The organism is Psychrobacter sp. ENNN9_III, assembly GCF_001462175.1.
Classification (GTDB): domain Bacteria; phylum Pseudomonadota; class Gammaproteobacteria; order Pseudomonadales; family Moraxellaceae; genus Psychrobacter.
In genome coordinates this window covers 1-17,722 of record NZ_LNUO01000155.1, presented here as the reverse complement: position 1 = coordinate 17,722, position 17,722 = coordinate 1, and the positions used below count along the sequence as shown (strand labels likewise).

The 17,722-nt window shown below is 45.3% G+C and carries 16 protein-coding genes and 1 pseudogene; 10 read left to right on the top strand and 7 right to left on the bottom strand.

Annotated features, from left to right (window positions below; genetic code table 11):
- Positions 1–77 precede the first annotated feature (77 nt).
- The 5 genes from minE to PENNN9_RS09555 all read right to left on the bottom strand — a co-directional run bounded on the left by minE (position 78) and on the right by PENNN9_RS09555 (position 4,758).
- Positions 78–368, bottom strand: coding sequence for a cell division topological specificity factor MinE (minE, locus tag PENNN9_RS09575; protein ID WP_058369467.1), 291 nt, complete (start codon positions 366–368; stop codon positions 78–80).
- Between the two features lie 2 nt (positions 369–370).
- Positions 371–1,183: a septum site-determining protein MinD gene (gene minD, locus PENNN9_RS09570; protein WP_058369466.1), complete on the bottom strand. Its 813-nt coding sequence runs from the start codon at positions 1,181–1,183 to the stop codon at positions 371–373.
- A 432-nt stretch (positions 1,184–1,615) separates the two neighbouring features.
- Positions 1,616–2,443: a septum site-determining protein MinC gene (gene minC / locus PENNN9_RS09565; RefSeq protein WP_082638062.1), complete on the bottom strand. Its 828-nt coding sequence runs from the start codon at positions 2,441–2,443 to the stop codon at positions 1,616–1,618.
- A gap of 218 nt (positions 2,444–2,661) precedes the next feature.
- A complete protein-coding gene (locus PENNN9_RS09560; RefSeq protein WP_413771747.1) occupies positions 2,662–3,756 on the bottom strand; it encodes a hypothetical protein in 1,095 nt (364 codons plus the stop codon).
- 39 nt (positions 3,757–3,795) lie between these two features.
- Entirely contained in the window at positions 3,796–4,758 is a 963-nt protein-coding gene (locus tag PENNN9_RS09555; RefSeq protein WP_058369465.1) for an acyltransferase, read from the bottom strand.
- Between the two features lie 587 nt (positions 4,759–5,345).
- Here PENNN9_RS09555 and PENNN9_RS09550 point away from each other — a divergent pair.
- From PENNN9_RS09550 to PENNN9_RS13450, 8 genes and pseudogenes are all read left to right on the top strand, one after another.
- Entirely contained in the window at positions 5,346–6,002 is a 657-nt protein-coding gene (locus PENNN9_RS09550; RefSeq protein ID WP_058369464.1) for an OmpA family protein, read from the top strand.
- A 424-nt stretch (positions 6,003–6,426) separates the two neighbouring features.
- Positions 6,427–7,749: an imelysin family protein gene (locus PENNN9_RS09545; RefSeq protein ID WP_227511784.1), complete on the top strand. Its 1,323-nt coding sequence runs from the start codon at positions 6,427–6,429 to the stop codon at positions 7,747–7,749.
- Between the two features lie 347 nt (positions 7,750–8,096).
- Positions 8,097–9,684, top strand: a pseudogene (locus PENNN9_RS09540) (di-heme oxidoredictase family protein).
- Positions 9,685–9,779: 95 nt separating this feature from the next.
- Positions 9,780–10,928: an imelysin family protein gene (locus PENNN9_RS09535; protein WP_058369463.1), complete on the top strand. Its 1,149-nt coding sequence runs from the start codon at positions 9,780–9,782 to the stop codon at positions 10,926–10,928.
- A gap of 3 nt (positions 10,929–10,931) precedes the next feature.
- Positions 10,932–12,524, top strand: coding sequence for a DUF1513 domain-containing protein (locus tag PENNN9_RS09530; protein ID WP_058369462.1), 1,593 nt, complete (start codon positions 10,932–10,934; stop codon positions 12,522–12,524).
- A gap of 63 nt (positions 12,525–12,587) precedes the next feature.
- Complete coding sequence (locus PENNN9_RS09525; protein WP_227511783.1) at positions 12,588–13,214, top strand: M48 family metallopeptidase; 627 nt, start codon at positions 12,588–12,590, stop codon at positions 13,212–13,214.
- Between the two features lie 256 nt (positions 13,215–13,470).
- On the top strand, positions 13,471–13,833 hold the full coding sequence (locus PENNN9_RS13455; protein ID WP_264752943.1) for a TPMT family class I SAM-dependent methyltransferase: 363 nt from the start codon (positions 13,471–13,473) through the stop codon (positions 13,831–13,833).
- Positions 13,805–14,074 (top strand): TPMT family class I SAM-dependent methyltransferase, encoded by a 270-nt coding sequence (locus PENNN9_RS13450; RefSeq protein ID WP_264752942.1) that lies wholly within the window; start codon positions 13,805–13,807, stop codon positions 14,072–14,074. The genes PENNN9_RS13455 and PENNN9_RS13450 overlap by 29 nt, the downstream gene beginning before the upstream one ends.
- Here the strand turns inward: PENNN9_RS13450 and PENNN9_RS09515 are convergent.
- Both PENNN9_RS09515 and PENNN9_RS09510 read right to left on the bottom strand, forming a co-directional pair.
- On the bottom strand, positions 14,055–14,723 hold the full coding sequence (locus PENNN9_RS09515) for a hypothetical protein (RefSeq protein WP_058369460.1): 669 nt from the start codon (positions 14,721–14,723) through the stop codon (positions 14,055–14,057). The two genes, PENNN9_RS13450 and PENNN9_RS09515, sit on opposite strands and share 20 nt — an antisense overlap.
- 54 nt (positions 14,724–14,777) lie before the next feature.
- Entirely contained in the window at positions 14,778–15,686 is a 909-nt protein-coding gene (locus tag PENNN9_RS09510; RefSeq protein WP_058369459.1) for a hydrogen peroxide-inducible genes activator, read from the bottom strand.
- 290 nt (positions 15,687–15,976) lie between these two features.
- Between PENNN9_RS09510 and ahpC the strand changes: the two genes are divergently transcribed.
- The gene (gene ahpC / locus PENNN9_RS09505) at positions 15,977–16,543 is read left to right on the top strand and encodes an alkyl hydroperoxide reductase subunit C (RefSeq protein WP_058369458.1); all 567 of its coding nucleotides are present in this window, start codon (positions 15,977–15,979) and stop codon (positions 16,541–16,543) included.
- Between the two features lie 272 nt (positions 16,544–16,815).
- Positions 16,816–17,682, top strand: a complete 867-nt coding sequence (locus PENNN9_RS09500) for a glucose 1-dehydrogenase (RefSeq protein WP_058369457.1) — start codon at positions 16,816–16,818, stop codon at positions 17,680–17,682.
- Positions 17,683–17,722: the final 40 nt, after the last annotated feature.

Genomic DNA, 17,722 nt, shown 5'->3' with positions numbered 1-17,722 from the left:
CCTTAGCAAGATACTAAGGGCTTTTCTTTAGGTATAGATGGACTTAAGTTTTGAAGTAAACCAGTCATTTATCCAGTTTACTTTTTATGCTCAGGCAAGCTGATATTCATCTCAAGGACATCAAGCGTATCCTCAGAGCGATGATTGATATTGACATCATCAATTTGTACGCCATTAACGTACTTATTAACTACCTCTAATATTTCGCGCTTCATCTTTTCGATACGTTCAGTGGTCAAACGATTGTTTAACCGATTTTCACTTGCAACAATGACTTTGAGACGTTCGGTGGCCATGTTGGCGCTACCTGCATTGCTGTTGTCATCGGTACCAAACAGACTACTCCAAAATCCTTTCTTTTTACTCATTATTAACCCCCAAACCAGCGCTGTAATAGACTCTTTTTCTTCACGTCAAGATGACGTAATGGACGCTCTTCCCCTAAGAAACGGGCAACGATATCGTCATAGCACTGACCAGCGACCGAATCGGTATAGTGAATAACCGGCTCACCGTGGTTAGACGCTTCAAGCACTGAATGACTTTCAGGAATAACACCAAGTAGTGGTACTTTTAAAATATCATTAGAGATGGTATCAATGTCCATCATCTCATTGGCTGCCGCACGCTCAGCATTGTAGCGCGTGATAATCAAATGCTCGCGTATAGAACCTTGGTTTTCTTCTACCTTCTTAGTACGGCTTTGTAAAATACCAATAATACGATCAGAATCACGTACTGAAGATATTTCAGGGTTGGTAACGATGATGGCTTCATCAGCATGATACATCGCTAGCTGCGCACCGCGCTCGATACCAGCTGGAGAGTCACAAATAATATAGTCAAACTGCTTAGATAACTCAGATATAACTTCAGTCACACCTTCATCCGTCAAAGCATCTTTATCACGTGTCTGACTGGCAGGCAAGATGTATAGATTCTCTAATTGTTTGTCTTTGACTAATGCTTGGGATAGACGAGCATTACCGTTAATTACGTCAACGAAGTCATATACGATGCGATTTTCACAGCCCATAATCAAATCTAGATTACGTAAACCCACATCAAAATCAATAACAACCGTCTTATAGCCACGCAATGCTAAACCTGCGGCAAAAGAAGCACTGGTCGTGGTTTTGCCCACGCCGCCTTTACCTGAAGTGATTACAACAATCTTCGCCACAATGGCACACTCCTATAATTCAATGGGATATTCGATAGTTAAAAATCGTTTAATAAACGTGAATATAATGTTGGTGCTCGCAGCACTGGGTAACCATGATTCAGTCTTTAATAATAATTATGTGTTGTTAAATCCAACAATCATAATACGACTACTATCTGCGAGCGTAAGCCTAGCATAAATCAACAAAAATTTATAGCTTGTCTATAAGAAAGGCTAAAAACATAGTAGGATAAACACTATTTTATATAATTATTTACTAATCTTGTAGATATTGGCTGACTTACAAATTTATAGTAGGACAGTTTTGTTAAATTACCTTACCTGAATATTAACAAAGTATTATATAGAAGTTTTTTAACCTTTACTAAAATAAAAAAACAGCCTTCACTATTAAACAGTTTGGCTGTTTTTATATAACGTAATTACATATTAAGTGCTTTCCATGACCGTAAATACCAATCCTTCACCTTCTACAAAACGTACTTGTACCGGCTTGTCGATAGTATTCTCAGGTAGGTTGTCACGCAGGCAGTAAGTGCCAGCGACAGAAACCAATGATGGATTAAATACCTGACAAAATATGCGCGCGTCTTTGTCGCCCGTTGCCCCCGCGACTAAGCGACCTTGAGCACGTCCATAGACATGTAAGCTATTATCTGTGATAGCTTCGGCGCCGCTATTGACACTATTGGTCAAAATTAAGTCACCACCGACATGATTGATACTTTGGCCTGAGCGTAACAGTTGGTCATAAATCATACTGGTAATGTGCTCGCTACTGAGCAAGGTCTCAGCCGAAATATCTGCAGTGCTGTTATCTTTGTTTTTGACCGTATCATCAACACTGTTGTCTTCTTGAACTTGTGCGTCTGCTGTTTTTTCAGCGCTGGTTTGACTCAACTGAGTGACTGACTTTTTACTAGAGACAATACGCTCTATGCGCTTACCATCCGCTGGAAATATCGCCAGTCTTTGGGCACGCGCTTGTGTATCAAGCAATCCTGTTACGACACCGATAGGCTGTAATCCCCATGACCATAAAAGCTCAATTAAAGCAGACAAATCTTGTTCAACGCTACTGTCAATGATGACAGGAATCTGACTGGTCTTGTTGCTTAGCATGTCTGATAAATGTGCTTCAATAGCGGGTAGGTCATCGGTACTCAGTTGCAGGCGTGAAAATGTCAGCATCTTTCCATAAAAAGTTATCGCAGGTTGAGATGTCATGTCATGCTGGCCTGTATCCGAAATCGTCATAATACAAATCCTTAAAAGATACTAATAACCCTGCGATCACGGCGCAGTTGTTACTATAAATAGATCGTTAGATTGTGCGCTATCAATGAGCAGTGTACTAAGGGATAATAGTGATTAACAAGTCCTTAATAGTACTAAAATTGACATAAAAAGTTACATAAAAATAGAAATATGGTAGGTATAAAGGTCTGCTTATAACAGTACCTACTGCATAAATATTACAAGTTGAGCATATCTTGGTGCTTCCACTGCTGGATTTTGATTTGGGCTTCAAATTCGTTCAAGCTATCATTGATAATACTAGCAAGCAATGCTTCAAGTGCTGAATTATTGATATCGATATTTACAATACTATGGGCAATGTTCACCATTAATGCATCGATATGCTCAGCTTTTAACAACCGCTCGTTGAGAGAGTAGACGACATTTTCTCCAATATTATGCCCAATATGCTGGAGTTGTGACTCGATTAGGCTACCTGCAATCGGAATCAAACGCAGGTAACGTCGCAGCTCAGGAGTGTTAGCAAGTCCATCTTGAATGGCATTGCCCACCTCATTCGCTATAAGCTGGCCGCCCTGTGATTTATCGGTAAGCTTTTGAAGCGTTGGCACAAGCTCTTGACGTAATAACGATAACAACATCGCTTCAATTTGGTCACGATTGCGCTCAATGGTCGATTTGATAAGCGACTTATGGACATCGGAGTCAGTAAGCTGCTGCCGAAAGTTATAGATAGTCGTCAAAATAACGCGATCAGATAACTCTTCTAGTAATACATCAATATAAAACTTGATGCGATTGATCCATGGCTGCGGTAGTACCTGATAACCAAGTTGATGTAGGCGTCGACCAATAATCACAGCTCGAAACAAACGCAATGCCCGTAGCTGCGGAAAGCAGCCGAGTACTTCATACCAATGGACAAATGGAAAGAAAAACCAGCGATAATAAACCTTATCCTTAATGGCGATTGCCCAACGTACCAGCAGCTCAACAATCAAAAATATGGTAAAAAATCCGCCTACGGTACGTAGCGGATCGTGCAAGCTCATCTGATACCAGCTAAGTCGATCACTAATTGCCAACCATTCTGCCACATGGCTACTAAAGTTACTCATCAAAATTGCATCGATACTAATAAACAGTAGGTCGATACTGATAGCGATGAGGATCACAATATCATAAGCCAGCTTTAACCGGTTCGGCTGTGGACGCCGAGGAGGCTTTGGTTCTGACAACGAGGTTTTTAGCTGATTGGGCAGCGGTTTTGTATCTGTAACAGAGCTAGTAGTAGAGGCGGACACAATCATACCTTATATCATCGGGGGTTATGTTAGAGCGGTTTAGTCTTAAGCGTTTTTGGATTCAATATTGGTATCAAATTGAGCAAGCATCTTATCAATGCGTGCGTCTTTTTGTTGCCATACGTTTCCAACCCAATCAAACATCTGAGCCTTAACTGATTCATCTTTTTCATAACCGCCCTCTTGAACAGCAGTGAACAGCGTATCAGGCATTTCAATATAGCGTACATCGACCCCCAAGCGCTTGATATTACCTTTCCACAAATCGCTGTAGGTAGGGACGCCATCAGGATACACGATAGTCATATCTAAAATACCATCGATATCTTCACCCAAGGCATTAATAGCAAGTGCCAGACCACCTGCACGAGGCTTGAGTAAATGACTATAAGGCGATTGCTGCTTAGCGTGTTTGGCTTTAGTAAAGCGCGTACCCTCTAAGTAATTCAATAGGGTAAAGGGTTTACCTTTTAATAACGCACAAGCACGCTTGGCTTCTTCAATGTCTTTACCTTGCAAAGCTGGGTTTTTTGCCACTGCTTCCTTTGAATGCCGGCGCATCATAGGAAAGTCTAAAAAGTAAAAGGCTTGTCCAATAACGGGAATATAAATCAGCTCAAACTTAGTAAAGAAACGCGTTAGTGGTAGGCGTTTTTCACTAACATACTGTACGATACTGGTATCGACCCAGGATTGATGATTACTAATCAGCAAGTATTTACCATCTGGATGCACATCATCAGGTAAGTTAATACGCCAATCTTTATTGGGTAAAATATTATCAATCAAAGCATTATTGCTATTTATCCAATAATTGGTCACTTTAATGACAGTATCATCAGCAATTTTCGAGCCAGTAATTGTTTTGGCAGCACCCATAAACCATATAGGTAGGCTAGCACCGATACTATTACCAGTGATAACACCGGTTGCTGTTGCTAAAGAGAGGGCTTTGCCAAGCTTAGGTGCACGATCATGCAGTTTTTGAATAGTGGAAGTCAGTCGCACGATAAGTCCTTTTTTATTTATCATATTAATCGCTGTTAATATTTTATCTGTATAAAAGAGATTGCCATACTAAACAGGCACGAGTTTAGCAGAAAGCAAGAATAGTGTACGAGTGTTTACATGACCCATGGTAGCAAATACTACAAATATTTTTTGTACGATTACTTCGTAACTACTGGCTAAAATCGAGAATTTGCATAAATAGTTATATTCGAGATATTCTAAAAAAACCATACAATACTGATATTTTTATAATATCTACTATATTCATATAACTGCATCTATAACACTGTGTGTAAGGTCTCATGCACTTTTTATACATAGATGTGACAAAATATTACACATAGATAGAACTTGCTTGCGATAATAACGACAAAGGTGAATAACACCTAACGAGCTATTTAATGTTTGGTATCTTATGAATTCGTATTGTTATCATATATAACTGCTTTTGATTTTTTTAAAGACGTTATAATATTTAACTGTAGTGAATTTTGATAGGTATCATATTACTGGCTTGTTTTTAGAGGAAAAATTCTAGAATATAACAGAGCACAATTAATAAATTCAACTTAAGAGGAAGTATTATGCGTAATAAATTAATGGTTGCAGCAGTAGCATCAGGTCTAGCATTGAGTGGTTGTACCACTGATCCAAACACAGGACAACAGCGTTTAAATAAAACAGCTTTGGGTACCTTAGTTGGTGCAGCAGGTGGTGCAACTATCTCAAAAGCTACTGGTGGTGATAAGACTGGTCGTGATGCCGCTATCGGAGCAGCGCTAGGTGCTGGCGTTGGTTATTATATGGAACGTCAAGCCAAGCAGCTTGAGCAACAGATGGCTGGTACGGGCGTAACAGTTGAGCAGAACCCAACTACAGGTAACATTGACTTGGTTATGCCAGGTAATATTACTTTCTCATTTGATGATGCAACATTGAGCTCATCTTTCAAGCCAACACTTGATAAGCTGGCCTCTACCATGAACCAGTACAACAAGACCACGGTAAATATCGCAGGTCATACAGACAGCCGCGGTTCAGCCTCTTATAACATGGGTCTATCACGTGACCGCGCTTATTCAGTAGCCAACTACCTAACAGCACACGGTGTTTCTTCAAACCGTATCAACGTAGTTGCGTATGGTGAATCACGTCCTGTCGCCGATAACAGCACTGATTATGGTCGTCAGCAAAATCGCCGCGTAGAGTTGACCATCAACTCGCCACAGAGCGTTAACTAATTTATCGTTTTATCGATAAGTAGATCAATTACAAAAAAGCCAGCAATCCGCTGGCTTTTTTGTTTTTATTACACGGCTATAGCTACTACGAACAATGTAGGCATAAAATTAAATATTGATAATGATTATCAATAACCCTATAATTCATAGAGGTTTTAGACAAGTGCCGTAACATAAGCGCAATAACTGATACTGACTTTATCTACATTATGATATATAGATAAAGTCAGTACGCGCTGTGGCACTGACGATGATTTTTTCTTTTGTAATATCTTTTGAGGATGTGTATGACGATTACCACAGGAACGAGCCGTAAGATTTTCCCCACCGCTTTGGCTGCTGCACTGGCAGGGTTATTAATGGTGTCGGGTTGCACCAAACAAACCGACGAAAATGCTGAGACAAGGCAGAGAGTCAAACAGAAGTGCAAAGCACAGAGTCAACGGACAGTGGTATGCTCTCGGCGACCGATCAGGCACATACTGACAGACTGGTAATCAGCTATGCCAATATGGCTCATGCCGCCTACAAAGATTCACTTGAAACGGCTAAAGCGCTACAAAAAGCGGTAGAAACCTATGTAGAAACCCCCACTGAGGCCAACTTAGAGGCGGCAAAAGCAGCTTACAAAACGGCGCGCCAGCCTTACTCTCAGACAGAGGTTTTCCGTTTTGATGAAGGGTTTGTGACGGCCAATGATAAGCGCGCCATCGGTAGCGTCGATGGCTGGGAAGGTCAGGTCAATGCGTGGCCACTCGATGAAGCTTTGATCGACTATGTCAACGATAGCTACGAAGGCGAGTACAACAGCCAAGACAATATCATCAATAGCGACAGCATCACGGTCGGTAGTATCAAACAAGACACCAGCAAGATCACACCTGAGCTACTGGCAGATATGAATGAGATTGGCGGTAGTGAAGCCAATGTCACCACAGGCTATCATGCGATTGAGTTTATGCTATGGGGCCAAGACACCAATGGTGTCAGCGCAGGGGCAGGCGAACGCCCTGTGACCGACTATGTCACCGAAGCTGGACAATGTACCAGTGGCGATACGGTCAATGAAGACGCTAGTATCTGTGAGCGTCGCGGCGAGTTCTTAAAAGCGGCAGCGCAGTTGCTGGTAAACGACCTCACAGCGATGGAAGCCGAGTGGCAGCCTGAGAGCGAAAACACTCTACGTAGCGATCTGATGGCGCGTAAATACGACAATGGCCTACGTCAAATCATGTATCAAATGGGCAGCTTGGCCTTAGGTGAACTGGCCTCTGAGCGCATGCAGGTCGCGTTTGTGACAGGCTCTACTGAAGATGAGCACGAGTGCTTTAGTGATTTAACTCACCTAAGCTATGCCAATAACGCACGCGGCATCCAAAACGTCTTTAATGGCAGCTATAAGACTGTCGCTGGCAAGACCATCGGTGGCTACGGTGTCAAAAACTATCTGATCGATAGTGGTCATCAAGAAGCGGCTGATAAGCTGACTGCTGACTTTAAAAAGGTCGAAGACGCCTTTAATGTCATCGTAGAAAAAGGCGAAAAAGAAGGCATCAAGGTCGATCAGATGATTGCAACAGTTGGTCAAGCGAGCAAGCATGACATCTCAGCAGAAGAGCAAAACAAACGCCGCGGCTGGATCGAGGCGGGTATCACAAGTCTGCAAGCGCTGACAGATGGTATCGAAAATGCGGCAAAAGCGGTCGGTATCGATAACTTAGACGCGGACGCTGGCTCACAGTTTTAAGCGATTGACTTCTCTCACATAGAATAATTTAATGATGTCGATAATGTCTTACAAGTCATGAAAAGCTGATGAAAGATATGTTTGTAAAAGTGCAAGTTATATATAATACATGCGTTGTTAACGACAGTTAGCAACGTATTTTTACGTGCAATAAAATAGGTCAGTGCGTTAATTTATAGCGTTGATGTATTTTATACCGTTATATTGATAAGAAAAAATACTGTTATAGCTAGCCATTTTAATGGTTCTACTCTAGAACTAAGGCAACTCCTATGAGCTCCATTCATACCAAATCCTCTGCTTTTTCTGTCTCTTTTTTACCCACTCAACGCACCGCCCGCAAACTTGTGCTCACCGTCGCAGGTGCAATTGCCATCAGTGCTTGTCAGCCCACGGATAGCACGTCAGACAGCGCATCGACCAATAAAAACACCAATGACACTGCCGTTGCAAGTGGTGAAGGCGGGTCCGCTTTGACGCCCAAACGTACGCAAACCGTGGAAGCGCTGGCTGGCGTGCCGATGCAGCAGCTGGTGACATTTGACCCGCAAGAGATCAAACAAGGCGGCGACACGGGCATTAGCATCACAAGTAGCGAGAGTTACTCCAAACCCTCGTCCAATCTGTCCGCCTCGCGTAAGGGCAGTTTTTTTTATTGGTAATGCGTTTTTTCGTCAGCCGTGGGTGGTCGCACCTGCCAGTACCGATAGCCGTGATGGTCTGGGGGCATTGTTTAACGTCGCGGCTTGTCAATCTTGTCATATCAAAGATGGCCGTGGCCACGCACCGATGAGTAGTGAGGACGATGCCGACAGCTTGCTGATTCGTTTGGCGATGCCAGCGACCACCGATGAGGAGCGAGCGCAGCTGCAAAACTCGCTGATCGAAAAAGTCGTGCATCCGATGTATGGCGGCCAGCTACAAGATCGCGGTATTCAGGGCGTACCTGCTGAAGCAAGAATCGCGGTACAGTGGACCGACAAGCCCGTCACTTTCGCTGATGGTCACGTCGAAACCCTGCGCGCGCCTACCTTTCATCTGACTAACCCAGGCTATGGCGCGTTTGATGACCAGATGATGGTATCGCCGCGCGTGGCCTTGCCGATGATTGGGCTTGGACTGTTGGAACAAATACCCGATGACGATATCAAAAAACAAGCCGTCGATAATGACAGCGCTGATATCAGTGGTAAGTTTAACTGGGTCATGGATCCACAGACGGGCAAAACCGCGTTGGGGCGCTTTGGCTGGAAAGCAGGACAAACCAAGCTTTTGACACAAAACCAAAGTGCCTTTAATGAAGACATGGGGCTGACCTCAAACATCCGTCCTCATGAGTCCTGCATGCCTGCGCAAACGGCGTGTGTCAATGCAACCACGGGCGCTGATGAGCAAGGCGGTGGTAAGCCACCTGTGGAGGTCAATGACGAGGTGGCCAAGTTTGTGGAGTTTTATACGCGCAATCTGGCCGTCCCGCATCGCCGTCATGCCGAGGATGAGCTGGTGCTCGCCGGCAAAAAACGCTTTTATGATATGGGCTGCCAAAGCTGTCATACCCCGCGCTATCAGTTGCCAAAAACCGACGATGACCATCTTGAGCAGCACGGACAAGTGATTTATCCTTATACTGATTTGCTGCTGCATGACATGGGCGACGAGCTTGCCGATCGGACGATTGCTGGTAAGCTGCCGCCCAAAGACGCACAAGTAGAGTTTTTGGCCAACTCTTATGAGTGGCGAACGCCGGCTTTATGGGGTATTGGTCTTGCCCAAACGGTCGATCCGCAAGCGACGTTTTTGCATGATGGGCGTGCTCGCACCTTGATGGAAGCAGTACTATGGCACGGCGGCGAGGCCGAAAAACAAAAACAAAACGTATTTCAGTTAGACAAGCAAGGGCGGGCTGAATTGACAGCGTTCTTGCAGTCGCTATGAATTGCGTGACAAAAGGCTTGTGGGCAAAGGGTGCGCTCTTAGCAAATGACCAATAAACGATTGATAAAATCACTCATATAAATACCGAGAAACCTATGAAAATAAACCCTGCTGTAGCAATGGCACTGTCTGCTTTGAGCGCGGGCCTGCTGATCAGCTGTGTCAAACCTGCAGATGAAAACAAAGCGCCAGACTCTGAGGGTCAAGAAGTCGCGCAAGATAGCGCCGCTACGCCTTCTGTAGATGACAAAAATAACAGGACAGAGCGTATCGCCGCTGTCGATATCAGCGCTGAGACAGAAAAGACCTATCTGACCCATGTGGCAGATGATCTCGTCATTCCCGCCTATGCTGATACGGCGCGTCAAAGTGAGCTGCTACATGAGCTGGCACAAAAGCACTGTCAGTCAGGCGCAGTCAGCGGTGATGAGCTGCAAACGCTGCGGGATCAGTGGCTGGTGCTGGCACAAGCGTGGGCGCGCGCTGAGATGATCAACTTTGGGCCTGCCACCGCTAGCATGAGCAACCTATATATCAACTACTATCCTGATGAGCGCGGGCTGGTGCATAGCGGTGTGGCTGATTTGATCGCAGCCAATCCAAAGCTCACCGCAGCGCAGCTCGCTGATGAGAGTGCTATCGTACAAGGGGTGCCAGGACTAGAAGAAGCCCTGTACGCCAATGATAGCTTGGATGCGGGGCAGTGTGCTTATGTGATAAGCGCCAGTGATGCCTTGAGTACGCGCCTACAACACATCGAAAAAGACTGGCAAAAAAACGCGACAACGCTGTTGGCGATTGATAAAACAGCTGATAGCGATCAGGGCTTAAACCAATGGTTCAATTCGTTATTGTCGTTGGTTGAGACCATGAAATCTAACGCCATTGACCAGCCTTTGGGCCTGATAGGCAAAGCCAAAGGTCATGTGCCAGCCGCCACCGCTGGCCAAAGCCGCGCCATTATCAATGCCAAATTAGCCACGTTAAATGAGGCGCTGACTGATCCTGTCCTGACTGCTATCCTTGGTAGCAATAATGAAAACAACGTCGCTGATACGCTATCGACTGCCTTAGCAGATGCCACCACGCTATTGGCGCAGATGCCAGAGGATATCGCCACGGCTGATAAAGCAACGCAGCAAGAATTGTATGACCATCTGACCACCATTACCCGTCTTATCAAGCGCCAGCTGATACCGGCACTCGGTATCCGTGTGGGCTTTAATAGTACCGATGGCGATTAAATAATGCGTAAGCGTAACGATGATACCCATAACCGAGCTTTACTGCTGCACGAAGGTAACCAGTCTCGCCACGAGCGACTGACGTCCGCTGTCACGACGACGCTCGCTAGTGTCACAGGTACGGCGGCGCTGGTCGCTGTCCATCATCATTATCGTAAACGCCGGCAGCCCGATGCAAGCTTGCAAGATTACGTGATCGGTGTCCGCGCGCAGTGGCAGACATGGCAGTTGAGCAGTAGTTCAGTGCCACAGCCGTCGGAGCAGCCTAAGTGGTCAAAGCTAGCACGCTTTCGCCATGCTTGTCAGCAGGCGGCGGTGACATGGCAGCGAGCCTATCAGCAGCCTTATTCAGATAATACTGATAACAATGTTATATCTGATTTGGCCGCTTTGCATACCACCACCATGATGGCGCGCCCCGTGTGCTGGGTGAGTGGGGTGGCGTCTATGCCAAAAAACCTCACTAACACTGATCACACTGATGGCCAGTCTGACAATGACAATGACAATGACTTTGGCGTCGTCGGTATTGACGCTGATAGACAGATCGTTTGGCAGACCACCATGCCTGAGCGTGTCCATGATATCGTCGTACAGCCGTCTGTTGATGGAGTGCTTGATACAGCCCAGTACGATATGCAATACCATAAAAGCAATCATCAGCAGCGCCGTGATGTTGTGGTGATGGGACGTCGCCCTAGTGAGAGGTTTTGGGTGCTTGATACTGCCACAGGGCAGGTCAAGACAGCCATTCAAGCGGCAAACCATCGACATTTTTATGGTCATGCATGCTATAGCTTAGATGCCCAGCGTTTGTATGTGACCGAAAACGATACGGTGAGCCTCGATGGCAAAATCGGTGTCTATGATGCGACTGATGACTATCAAAAAATCGCAGAATTTGATGCTTTTGGTATCGGCCCGCATGAGCTGGTCATGCATCCTGATGGCGACACACTGGTGATCGCCAATGGCGGTATCAAAACCGAGCGTGCCTCTCGCGAAGAGTTAAATCTCGATAGCATGCGTCCATCATTGGTGTATCTCAATCGTCACACTGGCGCGTTGCTGGAGCAGGTCGTCCCAGTACACAACCAGATGAGCGTGCGTCATCTCGCCATGCACGATGATGGCAGGGTGATGATTGGTATTCAGTTTCAAGGGGATAAGCATATCAATGTGCCCTTGGTACTGACGCGTCAGCGCGGTGATGCTGACTTCGAGCCGCTCACCATGGCTAATGATGAGTGGCAGCGCTTTCATCAGTATATCGCCAGCGTCGCCGTCGACAGTGTGCATGATTTACTATGCGTCACCACCCCGATTGGCGGCTGTGCGGCGATTTATGATCTAAATACGCGGCAGCTGATCGACGATGTCAGTTTGCCAGATTGTGCGGGCGCGTCGGTGTTGGCTGGTGAGAAAAAAGCAGGCTTTATCGTTAGTGATGGGCAAGGGCAGCTAACGATATTGGAAGTGAAGTCGGTACCGATAGCAGCGTCAGCCGCCAGCACATCGCTAGATACCGCTTGGCAAGTGAAGAGCGACAGCAAGTGGCATAAAATGTCTTTTGACAATCATTTGCAAGCGCTGTAACGGCGATAAGTGCTAAATGAATAAAGCAAGAATGTAAGGAGACACGCCATCAGTTTACATGCGGTGAGACAACATCTTGCGCAGGCAGGGATAGAGCTGCAAGTCCATAAAAAACGCGTCAAAAACATCAATTTTCGCTTAAAGCCGTACACATTGATGGTCTCCGCACCGGCTTTTATCAGTACCGTGCAAATCGAGAAAGCCATTGCCAAGCGTGTGTCTTGGGCAATCGACAATCACGCACAGGTCTTAGAGCAGCACCAGCGTAAACACCGTCCTTTAGCGGACTCTTCAACTACCGACAGTCCTATGCTGTTATGGGGGATTGAGCAATCCCTGACCCTCAGCCATGATAAAAAACTGACCTATTACCGTGAGCAGCTTGCGGCTATCACGCCGTCATTGTTTGACAAATGGCAACCTGTGGTCGGTGCCTATGCCAATGAGATACGCCTAAAAAAGATGCATACGCGCTGGGGCAGCTGCAACACGCGCGCGCGTCGTATTTGGCTATCTGTATATCTGCCTGCCTACCCGATTGAATGTACCGAATATGTCATCGTCCATGAGCTGTGTCACCTGCATCATGCCAACCATAGCCATGAGTTTTGGCAAACGGTGGCGACCGCGATGCCAGATTATCGGTATTGGCACGATATGCTGGCAGGCAAGACAGGGCAGTTGGATTAAGAATGGTATGGTCAATCCTATATAAAAACGATACAGCTATGCCAGCGTGCTACTGGTATAAATTTTCCTTGCGTGCTGCGAACCTAGAGGCTGCGCAACCTACATTTAAAAGCAGCATCCCAGTAGCACTGTGTTTATTTTAGAGTGGAGCGACTATGTCAATAATAACGCCAAGTAACCTATATAATACTGATATGATAGATTGTAACGGTACAAAACGTATTATTTAAAATAAGCAATCAAGGATAAACATAATATGGAAAATGTCAGTCAATCCGGGTTTTGGCAGCAGCGCTACGAGCAAGACAGTATCGGTTGGGATATGGGACAAGTATCGCCACCGCTCAAAGCCTATATAGACCAGTTGCCTGAATCAGCTAAGGCGCAGGCTATTTTAGTGCCAGGAGCGGGGAATGCTTACGAGGTAGGCTATTTGTATGAGCAAGGCTTTACCAATGTGACGCTGGTGGACTTTGCTCCAGCGCCCATTAATGACTTTGCCGAGCGCTATCCTGACTTTCCATCTGAGCATTTAGTTTGTGCCGACTTTTTTGAGTTATCGCCTGCGCAGTATCAGTTTGATTGGGTACTTGAGCAGACGTTTTTTTTGTGCCATTGACCCTTCACGCCGCGATGATTATGTCAAAAAAATGGCCTCACTGCTCAAACCCCAAGGTAAGCTGGTTGGCGTGTTGTTTGATGTCGATTTTGGCCGTGATGAGCCGCCCTTTGGTGGTACAAAAGAAGAGTACCAGCAGCGTTTTGCCAGCCATTTTGATATCGATATTATGGAGCGCTGCTATAACTCACATCCGGCACGGCAAGGCAGCGAGCTGTTTATTAAGCTGCAAGCGAAGTAAGCTCGCGTTGGATGTTTGCTCGCGCTGGCGTCTCAAGCTGTTCATAGTAATAGTGAGTTAAATAAAGCTTTGGATGCGCCAATAGTCTATTTAATACCGCCATTCGTCCTGTACGATATTCGGCTAACGGCACATGGCTATACTCTTGGCGCACCGCTTGCGCATAGCGCTCGTACTGTGACCAAGGCGCACCCAAAATGCTTAAATCCATATCCAATAGATAAGCGGCATCACTGATTTTTTTAGGGTCGGATAGCCCCGTAAGTTGATGATTAACAGTCATCATGATCAGCGCATAGAGATTCTCGCACTGCTCAGCGCTCAGATACGGGTGTAACGTCTCTGCTGCGTACTCGGCGCTTTTTTGCTCATTGTCTGTACGCAGCGGGTCATATATCACATCATGATAAAACAGGGCTAATGCGACAATATGAGGCTCGTTAAGCTTGTGCTTGATTTGCTCAAACTGCGCGAACAATTGCTGCAGGTGACTTAAGGTATGATAAGCGCGTGTCGTTTCGTTATAGCGAGTAGCGATATCTTGCCACAGCGCATGGCCTGTCGCCAGCTTGTTATCGCTATTTATCGCAGATAAGTGCCGGGCAAAATAATGACCAGAATTAAGGGTTATTTGTGGAAATTGGCTCATACCTCACCTAAGTTGTTTTGCTCATTACTGCTCATTACGGCTAAGTCTTGCAGCTTAGGACTTGTTTGCAGCATCTTCAAACGCCTGTTTAAACACTTTACCCAGCAAATTGACATCATCGACCCGCGCATAGTTTAAGCGTGTGACAAAGGCAATATGACGATGCGGACCTGCCTCGGCAAGCGGTATCGCGACAGCATTGCGGTTTTGCAAATGCAGTTGATCTAGCGCCATCTCTGGCACCAGCGTCGTACCCATGTTGGCAAGTGCCATCTGAATTAAAGTGTTGAGACTGGCATCAGAAAAGCTCGATTTCATCTGTTCACGATCGAAATGACAGACCGATAGCGTCTGATCGGTCAAGCAGTGACCTTCACCAAGTAGCATCAAATTGGCCGTCGCCAGCTCATCAGAGTTAATACTATCAAGCTTGGCATGTATATCGTCTTTGGGGAATACCGCAAAAAAGTCCTCACTCCAAAACTCAAAACTGTGCAGCCCATCGACGGCATAAGGTAGGGCGATAATGGCAGTATCGATATGGCCGTAGCGTACCTGCTCGAGTAAGCGCTCGGTTTGCTGTTCGATGATGGTCATACGAAACTCAGGATAATGCTCTCGCAGCGCGGGCAGTACTTTAGGAAGCAAGTACGGCGCAATCGTTGGAATGATACCGACCGTCATCGGATAAGCAAGCGGGGTCTGATGGCTATGCGCGCGCGTGGTCAAATCACTGACTTCAGAAAACACCCGCTGGGCACGAGTCAAAATATCTTGCCCAATTGGGGTAATCAGAACCTGCTTATTATTACGCTCAAAAATCTGCGTATCTAGCTGTTTTTCGAGCTCAGCGATACCGAGACTCAGCGCAGACTGTGAAATATTGCACTCTTCAGCAGCACGCTTAAAATGGCGATGTTTGGCGACGGCTAAGGCAAATTCAAGTTGACGTAAAGTAATCATAAAACCTCTCTATTTATGGGCTTTTTAATGCTATCTTGTCAGATGATTGATGTAAGATACTTGCTTACTAACAGGCCAGCATGCACGCATACAGCACTGATGATAAAAACTAGAGATAATAGTTTAACAAGTTTAATAAAACAAAACATCACATTAAAAACTTTTAACTGGATTAACCATAAAATTCGCGTATAGTTTGTCATGTAGCCCAAAGAGTTAAAGGCTTAGTAAAAAAGGTCAAATACTTAATCAACAATTAACTTAAAATTTAATCAAAAAAGGAGCCAATCATGGCAGCTATTATTAATCAAGAAATCCCAGAATTTTCAACAGAAGCGTTTGTAAACGGTGAGTTCAAAACCATCACCTCAGAAGACGTAAAAGGTAGCTGGGCTGTATTTATGTTTTACCCACATGACTTCACGTTTGTTTGCCCAACTGAGCTTGAAGACATGGCAAACCATTACGAAGAGCTAAAAGAATTAGGCGTAGAAGTATACTCAGTATCAACTGACACGCATTTTGTACACAAAGCATGGCACGACTCTTCAGAAGCGATTGGTAAAGTAACTTTCCCAATGTTGGGTGACGGCACTGGTAAAATCACTCGCGGTTTCAATATCATGATCGAAGAAGACAATGCAGCGCTTCGCGGTACTTTCATCGTTGATCCAGATGGCCTAATCAAAGTGGCTGAAATCCATGATCTAGGCATCGGCCGTAGCGCAAAAGATGTGGTCCGTAAAATTAAAGCCGCTCAGTACGTTCGTGACAATGATGGTGAAGTATGCCCAGCCGCTTGGGAGCAAGGTCAAGCAACGCTAAAACCAAGCCTTGATTTGGTTGGTAAAATCTAAGTAGTTGATGCATTATTTAGATATTTCTATGGGACTGGCTACTAAGTATGTTTAGAGCCAGTATCATAGACAAAGACTCTATCAGCAAACGTTGATAGAGTCTTTTTTATTTTACATCTTATCTACAGGCTGACACCAGATTTTACCCAATTTTCATTTTAGATTACTTATGCTGATAGCACGCTTCAAACGATAAGAAGCGGTGGATTATTCAAAAACTCGTTTAATCACGACTACTATAAAAATGAATATGATAATAAAGGAGTAAAATCATGACTAATCAATCAGCGAATGATGGCTTTCCTCAGCAAGAGCAGTCTTTGCCAGGCTCGCAAAAACAACAACATCCAAGCCCTGAGGTATTGCCGCGTGACTATCCAAACGGCAAGCTGGCCGGAAAGGTTGCGATTGTGACAGGGTCTGATAGTGGTATTGGCCAAGCGGTGGCTATTTTGTTTGCCAAAGAAGGTGCAGACGTGGTCGTAAGCTACCTTTGTGAAGATGAAGACGCCAAGGTGACTAAAAAGCATATTGAGTCTTATGAGCGCCGCTGCCTATTGGTTGCCTCTGATTTGTCAAAGGAGGCTAACTGTAAAGAACTGATAGACAAAACGCTCACTGAGTTTGGCCGTATCGATATTTTGGTCAATAATGCAGGCAGACAAGTCGAGCAACAGACGCTAACGGACATCAGTACCGAGCAGCTCGATAAGACCATTCATACCAATTTTTATCCGCATTTTTGGCTGAGTAAATATGCCCTGCCACATATGAAAGCGGGCAGTAGTATCATCAATACTACCTCTATCACCGCCTACCGCGGTAGCGATCATCTCATTGATTATGCTGCGACTAAGGGTGCTATCTTGTCTTTTACTCGTGCGCTGTCCAACAATTTAATGGGTAATGGCAAAGGTATTCGAGTCAATGGTGTCGCACCAGGGCCAATCTGGACACCGCTTATCGTCGCCTCATTTGAGCCTGATGAAGTTACAAAATTTGGTCAAAGCTCGCCGATGGGACGAGCAGGGCAGCCAAACGAGGTCGCGCCTGCTTACTTGTACTTAGCAAGCGATGATGCAAGCTATGTGACAGGACAAGTGATACACGTCAATGGCGGCGAAATTATAGGCGGTTGATAATTATTGACTATAGTCGATTCTAAATAAAACAGATACA

What these genes read in the sequence shown, in the direction of transcription:
- PENNN9_RS09530 (WP_058369462.1), top strand. Translation starts at nt 10,932, where the DNA reads ATGCGTAAGCGTAACGATGATACCCATAACCGAGCTTTACTGCTGCAC.
- ahpC (WP_058369458.1), top strand. Translation starts at nt 15,977, where the DNA reads ATGGCAGCTATTATTAATCAAGAAATCCCAGAATTTTCAACAGAAGCG.
- minC (WP_082638062.1), bottom strand. Translation starts at nt 2,443, where the DNA reads ATGACGATTTCGGATACAGGCCAGCATGACATGACATCTCAACCTGCG.
- PENNN9_RS13455 (WP_264752943.1), top strand. Translation starts at nt 13,471, where the DNA reads ATGGAAAATGTCAGTCAATCCGGGTTTTGGCAGCAGCGCTACGAGCAA.
- minE (WP_058369467.1), bottom strand. Translation starts at nt 368, where the DNA reads ATGAGTAAAAAGAAAGGATTTTGGAGTAGTCTGTTTGGTACCGATGAC.
- PENNN9_RS09510 (WP_058369459.1), bottom strand. Translation starts at nt 15,686, where the DNA reads ATGATTACTTTACGTCAACTTGAATTTGCCTTAGCCGTCGCCAAACAT.
- PENNN9_RS09515 (WP_058369460.1), bottom strand. Translation starts at nt 14,723, where the DNA reads ATGAGCCAATTTCCACAAATAACCCTTAATTCTGGTCATTATTTTGCC.
- PENNN9_RS09560 (WP_413771747.1), bottom strand. Translation starts at nt 3,756, where the DNA reads ATGATTGTGTCCGCCTCTACTACTAGCTCTGTTACAGATACAAAACCG.
- PENNN9_RS09550 (WP_058369464.1), top strand. Translation starts at nt 5,346, where the DNA reads ATGCGTAATAAATTAATGGTTGCAGCAGTAGCATCAGGTCTAGCATTG.
- PENNN9_RS09535 (WP_058369463.1), top strand. Translation starts at nt 9,780, where the DNA reads ATGAAAATAAACCCTGCTGTAGCAATGGCACTGTCTGCTTTGAGCGCG.
- PENNN9_RS09500 (WP_058369457.1), top strand. Translation starts at nt 16,816, where the DNA reads ATGACTAATCAATCAGCGAATGATGGCTTTCCTCAGCAAGAGCAGTCT.